Origin of the sequence: Micromonospora sp. WMMD754 (assembly GCF_049315235.1) — a bacterium.
Lineage (GTDB): Bacteria > Actinomycetota > Actinomycetes > Mycobacteriales > Micromonosporaceae > Micromonospora > Micromonospora sediminicola.
The window spans coordinates 1393949-1415952 of record NZ_CP186058.1; the positions used below are offsets into that span (position 1 = coordinate 1393949).

Here is a 22004-nt window from a genome sequence, read left to right on the forward strand (position 1 = left end):
ACGACCCGTCGACCGGTGTCGACGGGTCAGCCGGCGGCGGTTCGCACGTAGGCGACGCAGTCGTCCTGCAACGTCGACCACGGGTCGCCGAACACCTCGTCGGCGGCCTCGGCCGGGGACCGGCGCTGGTGCACCACGGCCCGGAAGAAGTCCAGCACCCGCTGCTCGCCGTAGCGGTCGACCAGGTGCCGCACGGCCAGGTACCCGACGCCGTAGGCGCCGCCGACCCGGTCGTCGCTCGCGTCGTCGGCCGGAGCCACCGCGTCCAGCCGGCCGGACCACCCGCCCCGGAGCAGCTTGCGCACCTCGGCCAGGCCCTCGTAGCGGTCGACCGGCTGGCCGTCGGTGCCGGCGTACTCGGCCAGCCCCTCCACCAGCCACCAGCTCGCCCGATCCGCGTAACCCTGCTCCGGCAGCGAGGCGGCGTGGGTCAGCTCGTGCCGCAGCAGGTCGTCCACCCCGGCCGGGGAGAGGCTCTGCGCGTTGAGCACGACGTCGTGCCGCCCCCCACCGACGCCCACCGCGTACCCGGCGGTCCACTTCGGTCGGCCACCGCCGTACCAACGCTGCCACTCCGCCCGCCCGGCGTAGAAGACCAGGTAGCGGTCCGGAGGCGTGCCGTCGACCGCGTACCGGTCCGCGGCCCGGGCGGCCGACTCCGCCTGCGCCAGCAACCCCGGCAGCTTGGCCCGCTGGGCCGGCGTGGTGGCCACCACCGCCCGCTTCCCCACCGCGACGGCCAGGTCACTGACCTCCCACGGCCGCACGCCCGCCGGATCCGTCCGGGACGGCTCCACGGCGGTCAGCCGCGGCTCCTCCCCCACCACCCGCCAGCGGGTGCCCATCGTCGCCGTGCTCGGCCCGCAGCCCGGCACCACGAAGCAGTAGCCCACGGTCACCGTCAGCCGCCACTCCCCGGGCCGCCCGTCGACGGCCACCGGCACACCGACGGCGGCGGGTCGCCACACGCTGGTCCGCAACGCGCGCAACGCCGCGTACCGCTTGCTGAGCGCCGGCCGGGCCGCCGGCTCGGCCACCGCGAGGAAGCCGGCCCGGTCGCCGCCGAGCAGCGCGCCGGCCTGGCGGTCGAGCTGCGTGACCATCCGCTCGGCGAGCCGCCGCTGCTCCGGCGTGCCCCGGTCCTCACGGCCCGCGGCCGGCCGCCCGGCCGCGTCGGGCGCCAACTGCCGCAGGAGTACGCCGGGCACCGCGCCCGCCGTCAGCCCGAGGGCCAGGCCGAGGGCGGTCCAGAGCGGCCAGCGTCGTTTCTTCGCCGCCCTCCCGATCGGGGCAGGCGCATGGGGTACGGCCACCTGCGGCGGCATCGAGGGCGGTGGTGTCGAGGGCGACGGCGCCGAGGGCGGTGGTGTCGAGGGCGACGGCGCCGAGGGCGGTGGTGTCGAGGGCGGTGGTGTCGAGGGCGACGGCGCCGAGGGCGGTGGTGGTGTCGAGGGCGACGGCGCCGAGGGCGGTGGTGGTGTCGAGGGCGACGGCGCCGAGGGCGGTGGTGTCGAGGGCGACGGCGCCGAGGGCGGTGGTGGTGTCGAGGGCGACGGCGCCGAGGGCGGTGGTGGTGTCGAGGGCGACGGCGCCGAGGGCGGTGGTGGTGTCGAGGGCGACGGCGCCGGGCGGGGAGCGTCGGCGCCTTCCTCGGGCGCGGCCGCTGCCGGAGGGGATGCGGGCGTGATCGGCTCGGGCACTGTCGGCCTCGCAGCCGGGGCGGCCGGCACCCGCGTGGGCGCGACCGCACTCGGCGTCGGGTTGGCCGGGCTCGATTCCGGGGCGGATGCGACCGCGCCCGGCTCGGGGACGACAGCACTCGGCTCGGAGGCGACGGCACTCGGCTCGGCGGCGGCCGGCCTCCGGGCGGGGACGACCGCACCCGACTCGGAGGCGGCGCCACCTGGATCAGGGGTGGCCGGCTTCTGGGCGGGGGCGACCGCACGCGGCTCGGGGACAACGGCACTCGGCTCGGGGGCGGCCGGCCTCGGGGCGGGAAGAGCCGCGGCCGGCTCGGGTGCAGCCGGGGTCAGGGCGGGAACGAATGCGCTCGAATCGGGTGCGGCCAGTGCAGGAGCGGGCGCGGTGGCACTCGACCCGGACGAGGCCGCGCTCGACCCGGACGAGGCCGCGCTCGACCCGGACGAGGCCGCGCTCGACCCGGACGAGGCCGGGTCGGGTCCAGGGGCGGTCGTGCGGGGTGCGGGTGCTGTCGGTCCGGAGGCGGTCGGTCCGGAGGCGGTCGGGTTGGGTCTAGGGGCGGTCGGTCCGGAGGCGGTCGGTCCGGGGGCGGCCGGTCCGGGGGCGGGGACCGACGCGACCGGGCGGGGTGTGACCTGCGCTGACGACTCACGGCTCGCCGGGTCCGGACTCCCGACCGGGGTCGGATCGGGTGACGCCTCGACGCGCGGGCGTGGCCCCTCGCCGTCGCTCCCGGCGCGTGGCTCGTCGCCGTCGGCTGCCCGGCCGGGAGGCTCCTCGTCGCCGTCGGTCACCGGCGAAGGGTACGACCAATCGGGCGTTCCGGGAAAGAGTCCTACCCGTAATCCCTGCCGCCCCCACCCGGCACCGCGCCGTACCGGCACCGTGCATCGATCTTGGAGGTGTGGCGCCCAGCATGTCGGATTGACCCGTTATCCCAGGTGCCACAACTTCAAGATCGACGGGGACGCGGACGCGGGCAAGGGTGCGGACGCGGGCGGCCGGGGGTGGAGCCCGCGACCAATCTCCGCGCCGGACCGCGAGCCAGATCTTGGAAGGAAACGGCCCTCATAGGGGCCTCAAACTTCCAAGATCCAGCCGTGTGTCGAGATCTTGGTACCGATCCGCCCCTCCGAGGGCGGATCGGTACCAAGATCGGCCGCGCGCCTCGCCGCGAGGGCGGGTCAGATCGGGTTGCCAGAGCGGATGAGGACGGCCTTGTCGACGGCCCAGAGCAGCACCAGGGCCGCGCCGGGAAGTGGGTGACCGGCCAGGGCCAGCAGGACGCCGCCGCTGAGGAAGCAGGCCGCCTGCACGCCCAGCTTGGCCGGGGCGGGCAGCGCCACGGTCGCCCGGGGCGAGCAGAACACACCCCAGACGACGGCGATCACCAGCGGCGCGCCGAGGCCGGCGAGCAGCCGCACCGGCCAGCCGGCGTCGAGCGTGAAGCCCCAGCAGAGTCCGGCCGCCGCGAGCAGCGCCAGCTCCAGCAGGAAGATCAGGCCCAGCAGCAGCGCCTTCACCGGGACCGCCAGCCGCGGTAGGCGAGGTCCAGCCCGTCGACCATCTGGTCGAACGAACGGTCGACGTCGCGGGGCAGCCCGAACCCGCCCGCCGCCTCCAGGGAGACGAAGCCGTGCACGGTGGCCCGGAACATCCGGGTGGCGTCGACGGCCGCGTCACCGTCGAGGCCGTACCCGCGCAGGATCGCGAAGATCGCGCCGACCGCGCGTTCAGCGGCGGCCAGGTGCTCGGGGTCGGCCGGGTCGGGCGCGCGCTGGGCGGCCGGGTAGCGGCCGGGGTGCCGGTGGGCGTACGCCCGGTAGGCGGCGGCGACGGCGCGCAAGGCGTCGTCGCCGGCCCGGCCCGCGGCGGCGGCGGTCAGCACGTCGGCCATCTCGGCGGCGGCGAGCACGGCGAGCTTCTGGTGCAGCGCGTCCACGCCCCGCACGTGCTTGTAGAGGCTGGGCAGCGCGACGCCGAGCCGGCCGGCGAGCGCGGCCAGGGTCAGCCGGTCGTAGCCGACCTCGTCGGCGAGCACGGCGGCCTCCCGGACCACCGTCGCGGGGGTCAGGCCGGCCCTAGGCACGCGCGGTCGCCGTCAGGAACTCGGCCAGGTCGGCAGCGGTGGCGTCGGGCTGGTCGGCGTGCGGGTAGTGGCCGGAGTCGGCGATCATGCGCGCCTCGGCGACGGCGAACTGCCGGCGGGCGGCGCGGGCCTCGGCGCCCGGGTCGGGGAAGTCCGGGTCCTTCGTGCCCATCAGCACCAGCACCGGTTGCCGCACCTCGGGCGCCCGCGTGGTCCAGTGCGGGTCGACCGGCGCGATCACCCCGCGCACCGCGTCCATCCGGCCGCGCAGCCTGGCGACCATCTCCTTGCGGTACGCGGCGTCGTCGGCCGGTCGGACACACGGGAAGAGCGTGCGGTGGAACAGCCCGAACAGCCGGGGGCTGCGGAGCACGGCCGCCTGGGCGGCCCGCATCGCCAGGTTCGGCTTCGGGGCGGCGACGAACGGGCTGATCTGCACGATGCCGCTGACCAGGTCGGGCGCGTCGGCGGCGGCGAAGACGACGCCGGCCCCGCTGGACGAGCTGCCGACCAGCGTGGCCGGCCCACCGCCGAGCGCCCGGACCACGGCGAGCAGGTCGCCGCCGACCTCGGCCGGGGCGTACGTGGGCCAGTGCGGGCTGGAGTCGCCGTGCCCCCGTACGTCGATCGAGGCGACCCGGTAGCCGGCCGCCACCAGTCGGGGGGTCAGGTGCCGGAAGGCCGCCCGGTTCTCCCCCATGCCGTGCGCGAGCACCACGAGAGGCCCCGAGCCGTGCGTCTCGTACGCGATCGTCCCGCCGTCCCGCGCCACCCGGCTAACCGTCATAGCCATAAAGCTAATGTCGTTAGCCTTGCCGGTCAAGGCTCACTTCTTCGAGACCACCGCGCGGCCGAAGAACATCAGGTTGGCCGGGCGCTCGGCGAGCCGGCGCATCAGGTAGCCGTACCACTGGTCGCCGTAGGGGACGTAGGTGCGGACCGTGTAGCCCTCGCCGACCAGGCGCTTCTGCTCCTCCGGGCGGATGCCGTAGAGCATCTGGAACTCGAACCGCCCCGGGTCGCGGTCGAACCAGCGGGCCCGGTCCTCGCCGATGGCGATCAGGCGCGGGTCGTGGGTGGCCAGCATCGGGTAGCCGTCGCCGGCCATCAGCACGTTCATGCAGCGCACGTAGGACTTGTCCACCTCGCGGGCGGACTGGTACGCCACCGACTCGGGCTCCTTGTACGCGCCCTTGCACAGCCGCACCCGGGACCCGGCCGCGGACAGCTCGCGGCAGTCCGACTCGGTCCGCCGCAGGTACGCCTGGAGCACCGCGCCGGTCGACGGGTGGTCCTTGCGCAGCTTGGCCAGGATGTCCAGGGTCGAGTCGGTGGTGGTGTGGTCCTCCATGTCCAGGGTGACCGTGGTGCCGGCCGCGTCGGCCGCCGCGCAGATCTGCCGCGCGTTGTCGTACGCGAACTGCTCGTCGAACGCCTGGCCGAGCGCGGACAGCTTCACGCTGACCTCGGCGGCCGGGGTGAGGCCGGCGGCCCCGAGCAGGCGCAGCAGCGTGAGGTACTCGTCCCGGGTGGCGTTCGCCTGCTCCGGGGTGGTGGTGTCCTCGCCTAGGTAGTCGAGGGTGACCGCTTGGCCGTCGGCGACGAGTGCGCGGGTCGCGCGCAGCGCGTCGTCGGTGGCGGCGCCGGCGACGAACCGGCGGACGACGTCCCGGGTGAACGGGGCCGTCGCGACGAGCCGCTCCACCTGGGTTGACCGGGAGGCGGCGAGGATGACGGAACGGAGCATGAGCCGAGCGTAACGCCCGGCCCGGGGCCCGCGCCGGGCGCGGCGGCCAACCTCACTCAGCGTGCGGACTAGGGACGCGGGGCACCGGCGCTGGCGGCCATCGGCTACAACGTTCACGTGGATCGACGACACCCCCGGCGCCGGCTCCGCTCGGCCACCGTGCAGCTCGGCGCGCTGACCGCGCTGGCCCTCGCGCTCACCGGTTGCAACAACGGCTACGACGACGACGATGACGACTGCGCGCTCGGCCCGGCCGGCGGGGGCGGCGACACCGTCGCCGTGGCCCTGCGCGTCCCGGCCCCGGCCACCGCCGCACGCGGCGACACGGCCCCGGCCGCCGCGCTGCCCGACCGGGGCGGCTTCGGCACCCACCTCGCCTCCTGCGGCGGCTGACGTGCGCCGCGAGGCGAGCACCCCGCGCCCCGACTGGGACGACACCATCCGGACCCAGGGCCTGGTGTACGTGGACACCGAGCTGCCCGACGGCGAGATCATGTCGTACTGGGACGAGACCGCGGCCTACTCCTTCACCCTGGACGAGGTGCTCCGGCTGGAGGAGGCGACCGAGGAGCTGCACCGGATGTCCGTCGCCGCCGCCGAGCACGTGGTGGCCCGCCGCCGGTACGCCGAGTTCGGCATCCCGGAATGGGCCGCCGAGGCGGTCGCCCGCTCGCTGCGGGAGGCCCCGCCGACGCTCTACGGCCGGTTCGACCTCTGGTACGACGGCAGCTGGCCGCCGAAGATGCTGGAGTACAACGCCGACACCCCGACCGCGCTGGTCGAGGCGAGCATCGTGCAGTGGTACTGGCTGGAGGACACCCGCCCGGACGCGGACCAGTGGAACAGCCTGCACGAGCGGCTGACCGCCTCGTGGGCCAAGATCGGCGCCGGGCTGCACGACCCCCGGGTGCACGTGCTCTGGTCGAACGAGGAGGAGTCGGGCGAGGACCAGATCACCGCCGGCTACCTGGCCGAGACCGCCCGCCAGGCCGGGCTGGACGTGACGCTCATGCCGATCCAGCACGTCGGCTGGGACGGGCGGCGCTTCGTCGACGCCGACGACCGGCCGATCACCACCTGCTTCAAGCTCTACCCCTGGGAGTGGATGCTCGCCGAGCCTTACGGGCGGCCGGCGCTGGACCCGGGCACCCCGACCACCTGGATCGAGCCGGCCTGGAAGCTGCTGCTGTCGAACAAGGCGCTGCTGGCCGTGCTCTGGGAGCTGTACCCGGGCCACGAGCTGCTGCTGCCGGCATACCTCGACTCGCCGCGCGGGATGACCGAGTACGTGGCCAAGCCGCTGCTCGGCCGCGAGGGCGGCTCGGTACGCATCGTGACCGGCGGCACCGAGATCACCAACCCGGGGATCTACGGCGACGAGGGCTTCTGCTACCAGGAGTTCCGCGCGTTGCCCGAGTTCGCCGGCTACCGGACGGTGCTCGGCAGTTGGATCGTGGACGGCGGGTCGGCCGGTGCCGGGGTACGGGAGAGCGAGAGCCTCATCACTGACGGTTACGCGCGGTTCCTGCCCCACTACATCGACGCGCCGCGTCTGCCCTGAGTCGTCTACCGTTGGTGTCGTGAACTTCGACGCGTACGCCCGGACCGGGGTCGAGCTCGTCAACGCCCGGCTGGACGACCTCGACGGCCTGCGGGCCCTCTTCCCGGACGAGAACGCCTGGATGCGCGACGAGGTCGCGGAACGGGACCTGGCGATCTTCCGGCGGGCGCAGAAGCGCCTCCGGGACGTCTTCGCGTACGGCACCTCGGGGCGGGACGGCGAGGCGGTGGCGGAGCTGAACGCGCTGCTGGAGGCGTTCCCGGTGCAGCCGCGCATCTCCGGCCACGACTCCTCCGACTGGCACATGCACGTGACCAGCCGGGGCGCCTCGGTCTCCTCCGAATACCTGGCCGGCGCGGTCTGGGGGCTGTCGGTCTGGCTCTGCGAGTACGGCAGCGCCCGGTTCGGCGTCTGCGCGGACGAGCGCTGCGGCAACGTCTACCTGGACACCTCGTCCAACTGCTGCCGGCGGTTCTGCTCCGAGCGCTGCGCCACCCGCTCGCACGTGGCGGCCCACCGGGCCCGCAAGCGGGCCGCGGTCGGCGAGCAGGCGGTGCCGGCTCAGCCGCTCTCCCCGGTCATCTGACCCTCGGCCGGCGCGAGCCGGCTCAGGGCGTCGGCCGGCGCGGGCCGTCGACCGGCGCGGGGCCGGCTCAGGCGTCGACCGGTGAGGGCGCGGTCAGGTTGGCCCGGGCGAACTCCAGCGACTCCCGCAGATCCGCCTCGCGGACCGCGCGGCTCTTCGCGCCCCGGGTGGTGACCTCCACCGCCACCGAGCCGGTGAAGCCGCGCCCGGCCAGCGAGCGGAGCAGCTCCGCGCAGGGCTGGCCGCCCCGGCCGGGCACCAGGTGCTCGTCCCGCCCCTCGCCGGTGCCGTCGCCCAGGTGCACGTGCGCCAGGCCGGAGCCCATCCGGTCGGCCATGGCCAGCGCGTCCGTGTGCGAGGCCGCGCAGTGCGAGAGGTCCAGCGTGTAGGAGGCGTAGCCGGTGTCGGTCGGGTCCCAGCCCGGCACGTACGGCACGAACTGCCGGCCGGCCATCCGCACCGGGAACATGTTCTCCACCGCGAAGCGCAGCCCGCCGAAGCGCCCGGCGATGGTGTCGAGCCCGTCGGCGAACGTGCGCGCGTAGTCACGCTGCCAGGTGAACGGCGGGTGCACCACCACGGTCGGCGCCTCCAGCGTCTCGGCCAGCTCGGCGGCCCGCCGCAGCCGCTCCCACGGGTCGGCGCTCCACACCCGCTGGGTGACCAGCAGGCAGGGGGCGTGCACGGAGAGCACCGGGACGCCGTAGTGCTCGGAGAGACCGCGCAGCGCGCCCGGATCCTGGCTGACCGGGTCGGTCCAGACCATCACCTCGATGCCGTCGTACCCGAGCGCCGCGGCGAGCTGGAACGCCGCCGCGGTCCGTTCGGGAAAGACCGACGACGTGGACAGGAGCACCGGGACGCGGGAAGTCACGCCTCTGAGGGTAGCCGCCCCCGCCAGGAGGCATCGGGACGAGCAGCAGCAAAGCGCCCAGAGCGGCCGCGCGGATCACATCGGCGCGAGCTGATCCAACCGGCGCAGGATGACCCCCTCGCGCAGCGCCCAGGGGCAGATGTCCAGACTGTCGACGTCGAGCCGGCGCATGACCGCCTCGGCCACCACCGCGCCGGCCAGGAGCTGGTGGGCCCGCTGCGCGCTGACCCCCTCCAACTCCGGCAACTGGGCCGGCGGGATGTGCCGGACGAACCCGAGCACCTGGCGCAGGCCGGTGCGGGTCAGGCTGCGCCGGGCCCAGAGACCGGCGCCGGACGGCGCGGCCCCGGCCAACCGGGCCAGCGTGCGGAACGTCTTCGAGGTCGCGACCGGACGCTCCCAACCCACCTCGGTCAGCTGCTTCACCACCGGGTCGAGCTGCGCGTCCACGTACGCCCGCAGTTCCTCCACGGCCTCGGCCGGCGGCGGCAGCAGGCCGGCCGGGTCGACCGCCAGCCGCTCCCGGCTGAGCCGCCCCGCCCCGAGCGGCAGCGACACCGCGACGTCCGGGTGCTCGTCGATGCCGGCGGCCAGCTCCAGCGAGCCGCCACCGATGTCCATCGCCAGCAGCCGCCCGGCGGACCAGCCGAACCACCGCCGCACCGCGAGGAACGTCATCCGCGCCTCGTCCGCGCCGGAGAGCACCTCCAGGCGTACGCCGGTCTCGTCGCGGACCCGGGCCAGCACCTCGCCGGCGTTGGTGGCGTCCCGGACCGCGCTGGTGGCGAACGCCAGCAGGTCCTCGGCGCCCAGCCCGTCGGCCGCCGCCCGGGCCATGCCGACGGCCTTGACCAGCCCGTCCGCCCCGGTGTCGGTCAGCGCGCCGTCCGGACCGATCTGCTCGGCCAGCCGCAGCACCACCTTCTCGGAGTGGGCCGGCCAGGGATGGGCGCCGTGATGGGCGTCGACCACCAGCAGGTGCACCGTGTTGGAACCGACGTCGAGGACACCCAGTCGCATGGGAAGAACCCTAGGGGCAACACGTTTCGTCGGCTCGCCGGCCGGGCGGGGTGACCGCGCGTACGCTGGTCCGGGTGACAGGGCAGATCGAGCTTCACGTGCTGGTGGACGACCCCGACGACCCGCGCAGCCGCGAGGTCGGGCTGGACTTCCCGCGGGAGTGGATCGAGTTCGTCGACCCGGCCGACCCGAAGCACGTCGTCCGCGCCGACCTGACCTGGCTGCTGTCCCGCTGGACGTGCGTCTTCGGCCGGGGCTGCCACGGCATCATCGCCGGGCGGGCCGCCGACGGGTGCTGCTCGCACGGCGCGTTCTTCACCGACTCCGACGACGAGAAGCGGGTGCGGGCGGCGGTCAAGCGGCTGACGCCGGAGACCTGGCAGCACTTCCGCCGCGGCTTCAAGAACTGGACCGAGAACGACACGGTCGACGGCAAGACCCCGGCCCGGCGCACCGCCACCCGCGACGTCGACGCGCCGTGCGTGTTCCTCAACGACGCCGACTTCGCCGGTGGCGGCGGCTGCGCCCTGCACGCCCAGGCGCTGCGCGACGGCGTGCACCCGCTGGAATACAAGCCCGACGTCTGCTGGCAGCTACCGGTGCGCCGCGACCAGGAGTGGCACACCCGGCCGGACAACACCAAGGTGCTGATCTCCACGCTCGCCGAGTTCGACCGGCGCGGCTGGGGCGCGGGCGGGCACGACCTGGACTGGTGGTGCACCTCGTCCACCGACGCGCACGTCGGCGCCGAGCCGATGTACCTCTCCTACGGGCCCGAGCTGACCGCGCTGGTCGGCGCGCCCGCGTACGCGAAGCTGGCCGAACTCTGCGCCGCCCGCTTCCGCCAGGGCCAGGTCGCCCCCCACCCGGCCAGCGAGTAAGGAAGGGCCCCTTATTAACGCCTCCGGTAGAGGAGGGGCCCCCTTTTAACGCTCCGGGAGCGCCGCGTCGATCAGGGCGTGGGCGCTCCGCTTCGCCGCGTCGGCGACCGCCGGGTCGCCGTCGAGCACTCCGCCGGCCAGCCCGCCGTCGAGCAGCAGGGTCAGCTGACGGGCCAGCAACTCCGGCTCGGCCGCCCCGGCCTGCCGGGCCAGGTCGGTCACCCAGGCCCGCACCGCGTTCTTGTGCGCGACGGTACGGGCGTGCACCGGGCTCCCGGCGGGTGACTCGGCCGCGGTGTTGATGAACGCGCAGCCGTGGTAGCCCTCGCGGCGGCAGGCGCCGCCGAGCGCGTCGAACATGCCGACGAGCTGCGCCCGGGGATCGTCACCGGCCTCCCGGGCCGCGTCCCGCAACGCGCCGGACCAGGCCTGGTCGACCTTGTCCAGGTACGCCAGGACCAGGTCGTCCTTGCGTGGGAAGTGCTTGTAGAGCGTGGCCTTGGCGACGCCCGACTCGGCGATCACCGTGTCCACCCCGACGCCACGTGGCCCGTACGCGTAGAACAGCCGGAACGCGGTCCCCAGGATGCGGTCCCGGGCGGTGCCGGCGGGCGTGCGGGCCATGGTTCCTCCTCCGTCGTTCGGCGAAGTCTACAGACCGGTACGTCTCCTCACCCTTCTAGTAGACAGACCTGTCTGTTAGTCTCGGTCGCATCGGGCGTGGCAGTCGTGGTCGCGCCGTAATCGGAGGACGGATTCGACATGCGCATCGCAGTACTGGGCACCGGCATGGTGGGGCGGGCCATCGCCGCTCGCGCGGCCGAGCTGGGGCACGAGGTCGTCGTCGGCACCCGGGACGTCGCCGCCACACAGGCCGGAGACTGGGCCGACTGGGCCGCCGGACATTCCGGCGTCACCCTGGCCGGCCACGCCGACGCCACCGCCGAGGCCGACCTGGTGGTGAACGCGACCAGCGGCGACGGCTCCCTGCCCGCGCTCGACGCGGCGGGCGCGGAGAACCTGGCCGGCAAGGTCCTGCTCGACATCGCCAACCCGCTCGACTTCAGCAAGGGTTTTCCGCCCACCCTGTCCGTGGTCAACGACGACTCGCTCGCCGAGCGGATCCAGCGGGCATTCCCCCGCACCCGGGTGGTCAAGGCGCTGAACACGCTCACGGCCGACCTGATGACGCACCCCCGGCAGCTCGCCGACGGTGACCACAGCGTCTTCGTCTCCGGTGACGACGCCGAGGCCAAGAAGGTGGTCGTCGACCTGCTCACCAGCTTCGGCCACACCGACGTGATCGACCTGGGCGACATCACCACGGCACGGGGCACCGAGATGCTGCTGCCGATCTGGCTGCGCCTCTACGGCCGGCTGGGCACTTCCCTGTTCAACGTCAAGGTCGTGCGCTGAGAACGCGCGAAGGCCGGCACCCGGTTGGGGGTGCCGGCCTTCGGTCTTACTTGGTCCAGTGCTGGGCCACGATGTCGGTGGCCTGCTTCTCCCACTGGGCGTAGGCGTCGGGGTAGGCGGAGACCTGGACGGTCTGCGCAGCCTCGGTCAGCGGCATCTTCTCCCAGCCGTCGACCTGCTTCAGGCCCTTGAGGAACGCCAGGGTGGAGTACTCGGGGTCGGTGATCTGCTCCGGCGTGCCCCAACCGCTCGACGGGCGCTGCTGGAACAGACCCAGCGAGTCGTGGTCATTCTTGTCGCCGAGGTGCCCGAGGTTCTCCAGCTTCGACTCCTGCAGGGCGGTGGCGATCGAGATGACCGCGGCCCGCTCGGGCAGGCCGGCCTTCTTCGTCGCGGCGATGATCGCCTTGGCGTTGGCCAGCTGCTCGTCGTTCAGAGTGATGCGGGACTGCTCACCCTGCACGCTGGCAACCGCGACGGGCTTACCGGCGGCGGCATGGGCGGTGTCGGCGTGGGCGGCGACCGGACCGGCGAACACACCACCGGTGAAGGCCAGACCAGCGATACCGAGAATGCTCTTACGCAGGATCGTGTTCATGAGAGGGCTCCATTCGGGGGTCAACACACCCGGGGGGGTGTGGGCACCGTCAGGCGCGCGAAAAGTCTTGAGGGGATCCGGCTTGCCCGTCGGGCTCGGAGGCCGTGTGGCGGGGGCCGGGGTTCGGCAGCTCGCGGGGCGGGGGGCCTCGTCGCGGCGCCGGGATGATGTGCAACGACCGGCGGCCGGCCGTCATTCCCCGGGGGCGGGGGTGGCGGCTCGGGGGTGTTCGCCTGCTCGGTCGTTCACCCGTCTACAACGCCGCCCAGCCTGCGGCGATTCCGTGCCCAGGGTGCCGCCCACCACCACCGAACCGGACAACCACCCGCACTCCACGCAGACGGGTGACGTCCACGGGTGCATCCGGACACCCGCGACGTTCCACCCAGCGGCCGACAACGCGGCCAGTGGAACGCCATGGGTGCATCCCGGCCGCGGAGACACCCATGACGTTCCACCCAGCGCCCGCCAGCCCCGTCGGTGGAACGCCATGGGTGCATCCCGCCGCGGAGACACCCATCACGCTCCATCCAGCGCCCGCCAGCCCCATCGGTGGAACACCGTGGGTGCATCTTGGCCCCAGCAGACGCCCACCCCGTTCCACCCACCGCCCGCCAACGAGCGCTACGCCCGCCCAACCTCAGACCCACCCCGCACACCGGACGCCCGCCCGAGCAGGCCGCAGCAGCCCTAGCAGCCCGCGACGATCGCCGACAGTTTCGTTCGCGGCGAACAACGACTGCCCGAAGACCGCTTCGAAGCTCTCCGAGAGCGAGGCGGACAGCGAGGAGGTGGGGGCACGAAACGGGTGAGCAGGCGCGACGCGGACACGGAGCAATGCGACGCGAAAGGGGCGACGAGGCACGAGACCACGGGCAGCGCGGCCCGACCCGCCGTGGCCGGAGTCGGTCAGGTGACGGGGTGAGGAGCCGCGACGGTCACGGCTCGAACTTGTAGCCCAGGCCCCGGACGGTGACGATGTAGCGCGGCGCGGACGGCTCCGGCTCGATCTTGGAGCGCAGCCGCTTCACGTGTACGTCCAGCGTCTTGGTGTCGCCCACGTAGTCGGCACCCCAGACCCGGTCGATGAGCTGGCCACGGGTGAGCACCCGGCCGGCGTTGCGCAGGAGCAGCTCCAGCAGCTCGAACTCCTTGAGCGGGAGCTGCACCCCGGCGCCGTCGACGGTCACCACGTGCCGCTCGATGTCCATCCGTACCGGGCCCGCGGCCAGGGTCGGCGCGCCCGTCTCGTTGGCCTCGGTGCTCTGCCGGCGCAGCACCGCGCGGATCCGCGCGACCAGCTCACGGGGCGAGTACGGCTTGGTCACGTAGTCGTCGGCGCCGATCTCCAGGCCGACCACCTTGTCGATCTCGCTGTCCCGGGCGGTGACCATGATGATCGGGACGTGCGACCGCTGGCGGAGCTGACGGCAGACCTCGGTGCCGGACATCTCCGGCAGCATCAGGTCGAGCAGCACGATGTCGGCGCCGGTCCGGTCGAACTCGGTGAGGGCGGAGGGACCCGTCGCGGCGACGGAGACCTCGAACCCCTCCTTGCGGAGCATGTAGGACAGGGCGTCGGAGAACGATTCCTCGTCCTCGACCACCAGTACGCGGCTCAACGGGTGTTTCCTTTCCTGTGGTCAGACCTGCCGGAGCTCGGCCGGGCCGGCCTCGATCCCAGCGGAGGCGAGTGTCGCCTCCAGGTCGTCCGGGGGGCGGGCAGGCAGCCGGAGGGTGAACGTCGACCCCCCACCAAGGGTGCTCGACACATCCACCCGACCGCCATGGTTGCTGGCGATGTGTTTGACGATGGCCAGCCCCAGGCCGGTGCCGCCGGTCGCCCGGGAGCGGGCCTGGTCGGCCCGGTAGAAGCGTTCGAAGATCCGGTCGACCTCGTTCGGGGCGATGCCGATGCCCTGGTCCGCGACGGCGACCTCGACGTACTCGTCGGTGCCCCGCACGGTGACCCGGACCGTGGTGTCCTCGGCCGAGTAGGTGATCGCGTTCTCCACCAGGTTCGCCACCGCGGTCGCGAGTTGGCTGTCGCTGCCGTACGCGGTCAGGCCCCGCTGCCCGTCCACGACGATCTCCACCCGGCGGGCGGTGGCCGCGGTGCGGGTGCGGTCGATCACCTCGGCGAGCACCCAGTCCAGCGAGACCGGTTCGGGGGCGGGCTGCGGCTCGGCGCCCTGGAGCCGGGTCAGCTCCAGCAGCTCCTGCACCAGCCGGCCGAGCCGGGTGGACTCGTGCTGGATCCGCTCGGCGAACCGCCGCGCGGCGACCAGGTCCTCGGAGAGGTCGGGCGCGCCGTCGCCGGCCGGTTCGGTGGCGTCCACCAACGCCTCGGCGAGCAGTTGGAGGGCGCCGATCGGGGTCTTCAGCTCGTGGCTGACGTTGGCCACGAAGTCCCGGCGCACCCGGGCCAGGCGGTGCGACTCGGTGACGTCGACCGCCTCGATCGAGATGTAACCGGCGCCCAGTCCCATGGCCCGCAGGTGCACGCCGAGCGGGTTGACCCCGGAGCTGTCGCGGCCCCGGGGCAGGTCCAGCTCGATCTCGCGACGCACGCCCGTGCGGCGGACCTGCCCGGCGAGGGTACGGATCAACGGGTGCGCCGCGATCGAGCCAGGTGTCGCCCCGGTGCGCAGCAGCCCCATCGCGCGGGCGGCCGGGTTCACGAGCACCGGCACGTCGTCCGGGTCGAGCACCACCACGCCGGCGCGCAACGAGTCGATCGTCTTGCGGCCGAGCCCGGAGAGGCCCCCCTGCTGGTCGTCCGGAATCGTCGGCCTCCCTGCGTCACGGCGGGAGGTCCCGCCGCCCCGCGACGCCCGGCGGCGTCGCCATTCCCCGACGGGCTCGGACAGCAGCGACCCGGCGACCAGCCCGGTCACCAGCGCCACGGCCACCGCGATGGCCACCGCCCATTCCACCCGGCGATCGTAGGGTCATTGTTAACCCGGGGATCGGGCACAAAGGGACGAACCACTCTCGCTTCCGGGAAAGTTCACCTGCGGGTCCCGCGTCGTTCATCCGCGTTCACCCTGGTGCCGGCCGTCCGGCCTACCGTGGGGCGCGCACCTGCTCACGCCGTAGCCGCTCCCGGCGACGGCAATCGACCCCAGGAAGTGACGATGCGCGACGAGTTCCGGGCCGACCTGCAGATTGTCAGCCAACTGCTGGTGGACATGGCCGAGGCGGTGCGCGCGGCCATGCGGCAGGCCACCAGGGGGCTGCTCACCGCCGACCGCGCCGCGGCCGAGACGGTGATCGCGCGGGACGCCGAGATCGACGACCTCTACCGGCACGTGGAGGAGCGGGTCTGCGACCTGCTCGCCCGTCAGGCGCCGGTCGCCTCCGACCTGCGCGCGATGATCACCGCCCTGCACGTGGCCGCCGACCTGGAGCGGATGGGCGACCTGGCCGACCACGTGGCCAAGACCGCGCTGCGCCGGCACCCCTCGCCGGCGGTCCCGGCCGAGCTGCGGCCGGTCTTCACCGACATGGCCGGCATCGCCGACCGGATGGCCGAGAAGATCGGCGCGGTGCTGGCCAAGCCCGACGCCGACGTGGCGGCGGAGCTGGACCGGGACGACGACGCGATGGACGACCTGCACAAGAGCCTGTTCGGCGTGCTGCTCGGCGACGACTGGCCGTACGGCGTGGAGACCGCCATCGACGCGACCCTGCTGGGCCGCTTCTACGAGCGTTTCGCCGACCACGCGGTGAACGCCGGCGAGCACGTGGTCTACCTGATCACCGGTTCGCCGTCCAGCTGACCCCGGCCCCCGTGCAAGGAAGGGCCCCTTCTTAACAGCCCAGTGTTAAGAAGGGGCCCTTCCTTACACCCTCAGCGGCCCTGGTTGGCGACTGCGGCGGCGGCGTCCTTCGCGGCCTCCGGGTCGAGGTACGTCCCGCCGAGCACCTGCGGGCGCAGGTCCGCGTCCAGGTCGTAGCGCAGCGGGATGCCGGTGGGGATGTTCAGCTTGGCGATCGCGTCGTCGGAGATCTGGTCGAGGTGCTTGACCAGCGCCCGCAGCGAGTTGCCGTGCGCCGCCACCAGCACGGTCCGGCCGGCCAGGATGTCCGGCACGATCGAGTCGTACCAGTAGGGCAGCATCCGGTCGACGACGTCCTTGAGGCACTCCGTCCGGGGCATCAGCTCGGTCGGCAGCAACGCGTACCGGGGGTCGCCGACCTGCGACCACTCGTCGTTGTCGTCGATCGGGGGCGGCGGCGTGTCGTACGACCGGCGCCAGAGCATGAACTGCTCCTCGCCGTACTCGTCCAGGGTCTGCTTCTTGTTCTTGCCCTGGAGTGCGCCGTAGTGGCGCTCGTTGAGCCGCCACGACCGGCGCACCGCGATCCAGTGCCGGTCGGCGGCGTTCAGCGCCAGCTCGGCGGTGCGGATCGCCCGGCGCAGCAGGCTGGTGTGCACCACGTCCGGCAGCAGGTCGTGCTCGCGGAGCAGCTCGCCGCCGCGCCGCGCCTCGGTCTCGCCCTTGGCGGTCAGGTCGACGTCGACCCAGCCGGTGAAGAGGTTCTTGGCGTTCCAGTCGCTCTCGCCGTGCCGCAGCAGGACCAGCGTCCCGATGGTGGGCCCTTCGCTCGCAGTCATGCGGATCATCCTGCCGTACCGGCCCGGCGGACACGCGGGGACCGGTGGTGACGACCACCACGTGGAAATGCGGATGACCGGCGTTCCGGGGCGGGGCTAGGTTGTAAGGCATCCGGCAGAGGTCGGTCATTACCGAGCGGGGGGCGTCGGCATGCGGACGGTGCGGGGCTGGTTCCAGGAGACGGCGGGCGGCCTGCCACGGACGTTCTGGTACCTCTGGACCGGCACCCTGATCAACCGGCTCGGCTCGTTCATCCTGGTCTTCCTCGCCATCTACCTGACCCAGGAGCGCGACTTCTCCGCCTCGCAGGCGGGTCTGGTGATCGGGCTCTGGGGCGTCGGCGGCGCGGTCGGCACCACCGTCGGCGGCACGCTGACCGACCGCTGGGGCCGCCGGCCCACGCTGCTGACCGCGCACCTCGGCGCGGCCACCATGATGGTCGCGCTGGGCCTGGCCCGGCCGCTCTGGGCGGTGGCCGTGGGCGCGTTGCTGCTCGGCACGTTCGCCGAGGCGGCCCGCCCGGCCTTCGGCGCCATGATGGTCGACGTGGTGCCGGAGAAGGACCGGCTGCGGGCCTTCTCGCTGAACTACTGGGCGATCAACCTCGGCTTCGCCTGCGCCGCCGTCCTCGCCGGCTTCGCCGCCCAGGCCGGCTACCTGCTGCTCTTCCTGGTGGACGCGACCACGACGGTGGTCACCGCGCTGATCATCTTCACCCGGGTGCGGGAGACCCGGACCACGCCGACCGGCCCCGTCGTCAAGGGCGCCCCCGCGCCCGCCGGCGCGCTGCGGACCATCCTCGCCGACCGGGTCTTCCTCGGCTTCGTGGCGCTCAACCTGCTCGCCGCGCTGGTGTTCCTCCAGCACATCTCGATGCTGCCGATCGCGATGGGCGACTCCGGGCTCAGCCCCGCCACCTACGGCTCGGTGATCGCGCTCAACGGCGTACTCATCGTGGTCGGCCAACTCTTCGTGCCCCGGCTCATCAAGGGCCGGAGCCGCTCGCGCGTGCTGGCGCTCGCGGCGCTGGTGATGGGCGTCGGGTTCGGGCTCACCGCGTTCGCCGACACGGTCTGGCTCTACGGCCTGACCGTGCTGATCTGGACGCTCGGCGAGATGCTCAACTCGCCGTCCAACGCCACGCTCATCGCGGAGCTGTCACCGGCCGCGCTGCGCGGCCGCTACCAGGGCGTCTTCTCGCTCTCCTGGCAGCTCGCCGGCGCTGCCGCGCCGATCCTCGGCGGCCTGGTGCGCGAGCACGCCGGCAACAGCGCGCTCTGGCTCGGCTGCGCCGGCATCGGCGTCGTGGCGGCGGTCGCCCACCTGGTCTCCGGCCCGGCCCGGGAGCGGCGCGCGGCCCGGCTGCGCGCCGTCGGCACGACGGTCACGCCGGTCACCGCCACCCGCACCCCGGCGCCGGAGGCGGCCGAGGCCGCGGCCACCTCGCCCGCCGAGCCGGTTCGGGTCGGCTCCTGAGTACGCCCCCGCGTGCCGGCCGCCGGACCGGCGGATACGGTACGCGGGGGCATCGGTAAGGAAACCTTCCTGGAGGACGGGTGCGCGGCCTGCGGCGCTGGTGGGACGACACGGCCGGCGGCCTGCCCGCCACCTTCTGGTACCTCTGGTCCGGCCTGCTGATCAACCGGGCCGGCGCGTTCGCGCTGCTGTTCCTCTCGCTCTACCTGACCGCCGCGCGGGGCGCCTCGCCGTCGCTGGCCGGGCTGGTGGTCGGCGCGTACGGCATCGGGGGCGCGGCCGGCACACTGCTCGGCGGGGTGCTCGCGGACCGGTGGGGCCGGCGGGCCACGCTGCTCGCCGCGCACCTCACGGCGGCCGGCCTGATGGCGGCGCTGGCGTTCAGCCGGCACCTCGCGGTCATCGCCGTGCTCGCCGCCCTGGTCGGGGTGGCGCACTCGATGCCCAGCCCGGCGTTCGTGGCGGCCATCGTGGACGTGGTGCCGGAGGCCCGCCGGTCCCGCGCCTTCAACCTCCAGTTCTGGGCGTTCAACCTCGGCATGGCGGTGGCGTCGCTGCTGGCCGGGGTGCTCGCCGAGGCGAGTTTCCTGGCGCTGTTCCTGGTCGACGCCGGGGCCACCCTGGCGGCGGCCGTGGTGATCGCGCTGAAGGTGCCGGAGACGTTGACCCGCCGGCCGGCGGTCACTCCGCGCGCGGTGGTGGGGCGGCGTCCCGGGCTGCACACCGCGCTGACCGACCGCACCTTCCTCACCTTCGTCGGGCTGACCTTCCTGCTGGCCGTGCTGACCATGCAGACGTCGACCATCATGCCGCTGGCGATGCGCGCGGACGGACTGCGTCCGTCGGCGTACGGGCTGGTGGTGGCGTTGGGCGGGGCGCTGATCGTGGCCGGGCAGCTCTTCGTCCCCCGGCTGATCGAGCCGTACCGCAGGTCGACCGTGCTGGCGGTCTCCACCGGGCTGATGGCGCTCGGGTTCGGCACGCTGACCGTCGCCGACGGGCTGCCGCTCTACCTCGGCGCGGCGGTGGTCTGGACGGTCGGGCAGATGCTCGCCGCGCCGCCGAACGCGCAGATCAACGCGGACCTGGCCCCGCCCGAGCTACGGGCCCGCTACCAGTCGGTGTTCTACCTGACGTTCCCGGCGGCGTCGTTCGTGGCGCCGGCGCTCGGCGGGCTGAGCCTGGAACACCTCGGCGAGCGGCACTGGCTGGTGGTGGGCGGGTTGGGCCTGGTCGCCGCGGCCGGGCACCTGCTCGCCGGGCCGCCTCGGGAGCGCCGGGTCGCGGCGCTGCGGGCGGCGACGCGGCACCCGGTCCGCGCCGCGCGCTGAACCGGGCTCAGGAACGGCCGAGCGCCCACCCCGACCCCCGTCGAGATGGGCGCTCGTACCGTACGCCCGGCGGCGGCGGGCGACACTCACCCCCGTAAGCGTCGCCCGCTCGCGCCGCCGGTTCCACGGGCGGCACCGTCCCCCAACGGTGTGCTCCACCCGATCTTCGCGTCTCGCCTGCGCGGATCTGATCGATCCGCCGCTCCCCCGAACGAAAACAAGCGTGACGCGGTGCAATAAAGTTAGTTCGACCGGATTCCGGATTCAACCCAGATCGCTGTCTCGCCCGTCACAGCACGCGTGTCGGCTATCCGGCTGTCAGTGCTCCGGTCTCTGGGATGGCCAACACGGGGTTCCCGGCGACCATTCCCGCAAACCTCAGCCGTCCTCACGATTCGGGTTCTCGGTACGGAAGAAGTTGCTCTGCCGACCGTCCCGCATCTGCTCCTGGTAGATCAGGTTCAGCCGCCGTGAGTCGAACGTCCGGAACCAGTCGTCCCAGGTGACCTCCCGGATCCGGCTGCTCTCCCGGTAGCCGGGGATGTTGAACGTCAGCACCCCGGGCCGGTCGCCGCGCTCGGTCCCGGCGATGGTCGCCGGTTTCGCCCCCCGGGCCCGCGCCCACCGCTGGATCACCTCGTGATTGCGGGTGACCAGGCTCCGGCCGGGACGCTCCGGACGGTCCGCGAGCGAGGTGATGAGCTGCGAGGACCCGATCGACCGACTGGACGCCGGCCCGAGCCTCGGCGCGGCCTGCGCCCGCGCGGATGCGGCCTTCCGCGCCGGGGCCGCCTTGGCCCGCGACGGAGCAGCCTTCGCCCGGGAAGGAGCAGCCTTGGCCCGCGACGCCGCCTTCGCCCGCGAAGGGGCAGCCTTGGCCCGCGACGCCGCCTTCGCCCGCGAAGGGGCAGCCTTGGCCCGGGAAGGAGCAGCCTTCGCCCGGGAGGGCGAGGCCGTCGCGCGGGCCGACGACGCCTTGCGCGCCGGGGCGGCCTTCGCCCGCGAGGCGGTCGCCTTCGCGCGCGCCGGGGCCGCCCTGCGCGTACCCGTCGCCTTGGCCCGGGCGCCGGTGGCGCGGGCGGCCGGCGCGGACTTGGCCGGAGACGTGGCCTTCCGGCGGGCCGCCGTCGTCTTCTTCGCGGCGGCGGTCTTCTTCGCCGCCGTGGTCTTCTTCGCGGCCGGGCGACCGGCCGGGCCGGTGCTCCGCCGGGCCGCGCCGCCCCGACCCTCCGACCGCATGGTCCGGGCCAGGGTCTTCACCAGCTCCGGCTTGCGCAGCGCGGAGGTCCCGGAGACCCCCCGCCGGCGGAGCTGGTTCCGGATGTCGTCGACCTTCATCCGGGAGATGTCGGACTCCGACACCCTCGGGGTGTTCGGCGTCTGGTTACCGGGTTGCCGCTTGGTCCGGGTCGCGGTCGTGCCGCGACCTGAGCTGTTGCGCTGAGCCATGGGACACGCTCCTCGACAGTCCGTCCTCGGCTCGCGGTGGGTCCCCACACACACTCCGCACCGCGCGGTGCGGCATACCCGTCAGGAGGACTCCGAACCTCCGGCGGCCGAGCCGGCCGGCGTCGAGGGCTCGAAGAGGTGGGCGAACGCGGCCAGGTTGGCGGTCGACTCGCCCCGCTTCACCCGCCACTCCCACTCCCGTCGGATGGCGGTGCCGAACCCGATCTCCAGCATGCTGTCGAACGACTCGTCGGCGTAGGTCAGCACCGAGCCGAAGAGCCGGTCCAGCTCGTCGGCGTCGAGCCCGGCCAGGTTGACCCGGCCGGTCAGGTAGACGTCGCCGACCGTGTCGATGGAGAACGAGACGCCGTACATCCGCGCGTTGCGCTGCAACAGCCAGGCCCACAGCTCCTCGCGCCGCTCGTCGGGCTGGCGCATCACGAACGCCTCGATCCGCAGCGCGTGCTCACCGACGATCAGGTTGCAGATCGTCTTGAGCTTGTGCGTGCCGGGCAGGGTCACCGCGTACGACGCCTCGCCGGTGGCTTCCCACTCCAGCTCCCGCTCGGCACAGACGGCCTCGATCAGCGCGGCGACCTCACTTCTGCGGCTCATCGCACCCACTCTACGGTCGCCCGGCCCGCCCCGCCCGA

General features: G+C 73.6%; 22 protein-coding genes. 8 read left to right on the forward strand and 14 right to left on the reverse strand.

All coding sequences use genetic code 11. The features are described 5' to 3' along the window. Positions 1-26: 26 nt before the first annotated feature. The 5 genes from ACN27B_RS06565 to ACN27B_RS06585 form a co-directional block, all read right to left on the reverse strand. Positions 27-1325, reverse strand: a complete 1299-nt coding sequence (locus ACN27B_RS06565) for a hypothetical protein (RefSeq protein ID WP_099163546.1) — start codon at positions 1323-1325, stop codon at positions 27-29. Between the two features lie 1560 nt (positions 1326-2885). Then, positions 2886-3224: a YrdB family protein gene (locus ACN27B_RS06570; protein WP_422743927.1), complete on the reverse strand. Its 339-nt coding sequence runs from the start codon at positions 3222-3224 to the stop codon at positions 2886-2888. After that, entirely contained in the window at positions 3221-3790 is a 570-nt protein-coding gene (locus ACN27B_RS06575) for a TetR/AcrR family transcriptional regulator (RefSeq protein ID WP_091569345.1), read from the reverse strand. The genes ACN27B_RS06570 and ACN27B_RS06575 overlap by 4 nt, the downstream gene beginning before the upstream one ends. Next, on the reverse strand, positions 3783-4577 hold the full coding sequence (locus tag ACN27B_RS06580) for an alpha/beta fold hydrolase (RefSeq protein ID WP_422743929.1): 795 nt from the start codon (positions 4575-4577) through the stop codon (positions 3783-3785). Before ACN27B_RS06580 ends, ACN27B_RS06575 begins: the two co-directional genes overlap by 8 nt. A 39-nt stretch (positions 4578-4616) precedes the next feature. Beyond that, complete coding sequence (locus tag ACN27B_RS06585; RefSeq protein WP_091569337.1) at positions 4617-5537, reverse strand: proline dehydrogenase family protein; 921 nt, start codon at positions 5535-5537, stop codon at positions 4617-4619. Positions 5538-5654: 117 nt separating this feature from the next. On the opposite strand from ACN27B_RS06585, the gene ACN27B_RS06590 reads away from it, so the two are divergent. Genes ACN27B_RS06590 through ACN27B_RS06600 form a run of 3 tightly spaced genes read left to right on the forward strand, consistent with a single transcriptional unit; the run spans position 5655 to position 7684 of the window. Beyond that, positions 5655-5930: a hypothetical protein gene (locus ACN27B_RS06590; protein WP_245666126.1), complete on the forward strand. Its 276-nt coding sequence runs from the start codon at positions 5655-5657 to the stop codon at positions 5928-5930. A gap of 1 nt (position 5931) precedes the next feature. Further along, positions 5932-7098 carry a glutathionylspermidine synthase family protein gene (locus ACN27B_RS06595; protein ID WP_099163541.1) on the forward strand — a complete coding sequence of 389 codons (1167 nt, stop codon included), beginning with the start codon at positions 5932-5934 and terminating at the stop codon, positions 7096-7098. A gap of 19 nt (positions 7099-7117) precedes the next feature. Beyond that, a complete protein-coding gene (locus tag ACN27B_RS06600; protein ID WP_091569324.1) occupies positions 7118-7684 on the forward strand; it encodes a CGNR zinc finger domain-containing protein in 567 nt (188 codons plus the stop codon). 67 nt (positions 7685-7751) lie between these two features. Here the strand turns inward: ACN27B_RS06600 and ACN27B_RS06605 are convergent, their stop codons facing one another. After that, positions 7752-8558 carry a sugar phosphate isomerase/epimerase family protein gene (locus tag ACN27B_RS06605; protein ID WP_172967911.1) on the reverse strand — a complete coding sequence of 269 codons (807 nt, stop codon included), beginning with the start codon at positions 8556-8558 and terminating at the stop codon, positions 7752-7754. A 75-nt stretch (positions 8559-8633) separates the two neighbouring features. Then, positions 8634-9578, reverse strand: coding sequence for a Ppx/GppA phosphatase family protein (locus ACN27B_RS06610; protein WP_091569317.1), 945 nt, complete (start codon positions 9576-9578; stop codon positions 8634-8636). Positions 9579-9652: 74 nt separating this feature from the next. Here ACN27B_RS06610 and ACN27B_RS06615 point away from each other — a divergent pair, with 74 nt between their 5' ends. Next, on the forward strand, positions 9653-10459 hold the full coding sequence (locus tag ACN27B_RS06615; protein ID WP_099164898.1) for a hypothetical protein: 807 nt from the start codon (positions 9653-9655) through the stop codon (positions 10457-10459). 45 nt (positions 10460-10504) lie between these two features. Here ACN27B_RS06615 and ACN27B_RS06620 read toward each other — a convergent pair whose 3' ends face one another. Further along, positions 10505-11083, reverse strand: a complete 579-nt coding sequence (locus ACN27B_RS06620; RefSeq protein ID WP_422743934.1) for a TetR/AcrR family transcriptional regulator — start codon at positions 11081-11083, stop codon at positions 10505-10507. A 138-nt stretch (positions 11084-11221) separates the two neighbouring features. Between ACN27B_RS06620 and ACN27B_RS06625 the strand changes: the two genes are divergently transcribed. After that, positions 11222-11875 (forward strand): NADPH-dependent F420 reductase, encoded by a 654-nt coding sequence (locus tag ACN27B_RS06625; protein ID WP_099163539.1) that lies wholly within the window; start codon positions 11222-11224, stop codon positions 11873-11875. Between the two features lie 46 nt (positions 11876-11921). Here ACN27B_RS06625 and ACN27B_RS06630 read toward each other — a convergent pair whose 3' ends face one another. From ACN27B_RS06630 to ACN27B_RS06640, 3 genes are all read right to left on the reverse strand, one after another. Further along, complete coding sequence (locus ACN27B_RS06630; protein WP_422743936.1) at positions 11922-12473, reverse strand: hypothetical protein; 552 nt, start codon at positions 12471-12473, stop codon at positions 11922-11924. Between the two features lie 938 nt (positions 12474-13411). Continuing rightward, positions 13412-14095, reverse strand: coding sequence for a response regulator transcription factor (locus ACN27B_RS06635; RefSeq protein WP_099163537.1), 684 nt, complete (start codon positions 14093-14095; stop codon positions 13412-13414). A gap of 21 nt (positions 14096-14116) precedes the next feature. Then, the gene (locus ACN27B_RS06640) at positions 14117-15409 is read right to left on the reverse strand and encodes a sensor histidine kinase (RefSeq protein WP_172967910.1); all 1293 of its coding nucleotides are present in this window, start codon (positions 15407-15409) and stop codon (positions 14117-14119) included. 201 nt (positions 15410-15610) lie between these two features. Between ACN27B_RS06640 and phoU the strand changes: the two genes are divergently transcribed. Beyond that, entirely contained in the window at positions 15611-16255 is a 645-nt protein-coding gene (gene phoU / locus ACN27B_RS06645) for a phosphate signaling complex protein PhoU (RefSeq protein WP_091569299.1), read from the forward strand. A 71-nt stretch (positions 16256-16326) separates the two neighbouring features. Here phoU and ACN27B_RS06650 read toward each other — a convergent pair whose 3' ends face one another. Beyond that, positions 16327-17094 (reverse strand): phosphoglyceromutase, encoded by a 768-nt coding sequence (locus tag ACN27B_RS06650; RefSeq protein ID WP_091569294.1) that lies wholly within the window; start codon positions 17092-17094, stop codon positions 16327-16329. A gap of 151 nt (positions 17095-17245) precedes the next feature. On the opposite strand from ACN27B_RS06650, the gene ACN27B_RS06655 reads away from it, so the two are divergent. Further along, entirely contained in the window at positions 17246-18571 is a 1326-nt protein-coding gene (locus ACN27B_RS06655; RefSeq protein ID WP_422743939.1) for an MDR family MFS transporter, read from the forward strand. An 80-nt stretch (positions 18572-18651) separates the two neighbouring features. After that, a complete protein-coding gene (locus ACN27B_RS06660; protein WP_099163535.1) occupies positions 18652-19902 on the forward strand; it encodes an MDR family MFS transporter in 1251 nt (416 codons plus the stop codon). Between the two features lie 378 nt (positions 19903-20280). Here ACN27B_RS06660 and ACN27B_RS06665 read toward each other — a convergent pair whose 3' ends face one another. Next, on the reverse strand, positions 20281-21141 hold the full coding sequence (locus ACN27B_RS06665; protein WP_422745862.1) for a hypothetical protein: 861 nt from the start codon (positions 21139-21141) through the stop codon (positions 20281-20283). A 291-nt stretch (positions 21142-21432) separates the two neighbouring features. Beyond that, positions 21433-21966, reverse strand: coding sequence for a YbjN domain-containing protein (locus tag ACN27B_RS06670; protein ID WP_091569278.1), 534 nt, complete (start codon positions 21964-21966; stop codon positions 21433-21435). Between the last annotated feature and the right edge of the window lie 38 nt (positions 21967-22004).

Excerpts from the sequence above, each read along its gene's own strand:
- ACN27B_RS06670 (WP_091569278.1), bottom strand. The coding sequence starts at position 21,966 with ATGAGCCGCAGAAGTGAGGTCGCCGCGCTGATCGAGGCCGTCTGTGCC.
- ACN27B_RS06650 (WP_091569294.1), bottom strand. The coding sequence starts at position 17,094 with ATGACTGCGAGCGAAGGGCCCACCATCGGGACGCTGGTCCTGCTGCGG.
- ACN27B_RS06585 (WP_091569337.1), bottom strand. The coding sequence starts at position 5,537 with ATGCTCCGTTCCGTCATCCTCGCCGCCTCCCGGTCAACCCAGGTGGAG.
- ACN27B_RS06610 (WP_091569317.1), bottom strand. The coding sequence starts at position 9,578 with ATGCGACTGGGTGTCCTCGACGTCGGTTCCAACACGGTGCACCTGCTG.
- ACN27B_RS06620 (WP_422743934.1), bottom strand. The coding sequence starts at position 11,083 with ATGGCCCGCACGCCCGCCGGCACCGCCCGGGACCGCATCCTGGGGACC.
- ACN27B_RS06580 (WP_422743929.1), bottom strand. The coding sequence starts at position 4,577 with ATGACGGTTAGCCGGGTGGCGCGGGACGGCGGGACGATCGCGTACGAG.
- ACN27B_RS06625 (WP_099163539.1), top strand. The coding sequence starts at position 11,222 with ATGCGCATCGCAGTACTGGGCACCGGCATGGTGGGGCGGGCCATCGCC.
- ACN27B_RS06665 (WP_422745862.1), bottom strand. The coding sequence starts at position 21,141 with ATGCGGTCGGAGGGTCGGGGCGGCGCGGCCCGGCGGAGCACCGGCCCG.
- ACN27B_RS06655 (WP_422743939.1), top strand. The coding sequence starts at position 17,246 with ATGCGGACGGTGCGGGGCTGGTTCCAGGAGACGGCGGGCGGCCTGCCA.
- ACN27B_RS06565 (WP_099163546.1), bottom strand. The coding sequence starts at position 1,325 with ATGCCGCCGCAGGTGGCCGTACCCCATGCGCCTGCCCCGATCGGGAGG.
- ACN27B_RS06630 (WP_422743936.1), bottom strand. The coding sequence starts at position 12,473 with ATGAACACGATCCTGCGTAAGAGCATTCTCGGTATCGCTGGTCTGGCC.
- phoU (WP_091569299.1), top strand. The coding sequence starts at position 15,611 with ATGCGCGACGAGTTCCGGGCCGACCTGCAGATTGTCAGCCAACTGCTG.